General features: G+C 51.8%; 1 pseudogene. It reads right to left on the reverse strand.

The annotated features are described in order from the left end of the window. Positions 1–981 (reverse strand): annotated as a pseudogene (locus tag HMPREF2955_RS12665) (alpha-2-macroglobulin); the annotation flags it as partial.

Raw genomic sequence — 981 nt, forward strand, 5'->3', positions numbered from 1 at the left:
CGAACCAGCTGTAATAGGCCTTCCGCGTGTCGTAATAGCGGCCCATTTCTTCGGTAAACACGCTGTATTCGCGAATGCTCTGCAAATACTCTTTGCCCATTTGTGCGTAGCCGTTCTTGGCCAAGATAACGGCTGCAACGGCCTTACCATAGATGGTGAAGGCAGCAGGTTGCTTGGCCAAATGACTGATGAGGTAGGCACGATCGGCCTTAACATCTTCGTAATAGCTCTTGTCTACCAACGAACTTACATAAAGGTAGCCCACCGCCCATTCGCTAGGGCGTATGTTCTTCTCGCCTCGTTGCTCGCGTTTCTTCATTGCTGCGACTTCGTCTGCTACGCGCTTACCCATGAAAGCGAATGCCCTTTCCAGATTGCGGTTCATGTCGGTGCGCCCGCCCGTTAGGGTTTGCAGGCGCGTTACCATCTCGGCCACGGTCAAAGTGACGTAACTACTGCCTGCCATACCTGGGAACCAACTCCACGAACCATCACCACGCTGCAACGCCCGCAGCTTGTTTGTAGCTTGGTTTAGGCGATACGTGATGCCGTTCTCGTCGAAGAAACGCACCAATTCTTGGCGTTGGCGGGTTTCGTTCTTGCCGTTCCACACCCAAGGCGTTTCGTTCAGCACCAGCGTTTTCAGCTCCTCGTTCTTTTCAAGTTCGCTTACCATCGAACCTTCTCCTTTGTTTTCCTGTTTCCAAAGTTCTACTGTACTCTTTATTACGGGGGCTTGTTTAAGCAGATAACTACCCAAACTGTTTACATAGAACGAAGTAGCTAGGGATATGGCATCGCTTTCGTCGACACTACTCATATAGGGCAGGGTCTGCACCATCATCCAAGCGGGGTTGTTGGTGTACTCTACGGTGAGGCGATTGTCGGCCCTATTTACGGCGAAAAGCTTACGCAGGTCGATGTTGAGCGTACCCGGACGATGCTGGGTAAAGGCCTTCGAGTTGGTGACAAGCTCGGTAT

Origin of the sequence: Prevotella sp. HMSC073D09 (genome assembly GCF_001814145.1) — a bacterium.
Lineage (GTDB): Bacteria > Bacteroidota > Bacteroidia > Bacteroidales > Bacteroidaceae > Prevotella > Prevotella conceptionensis.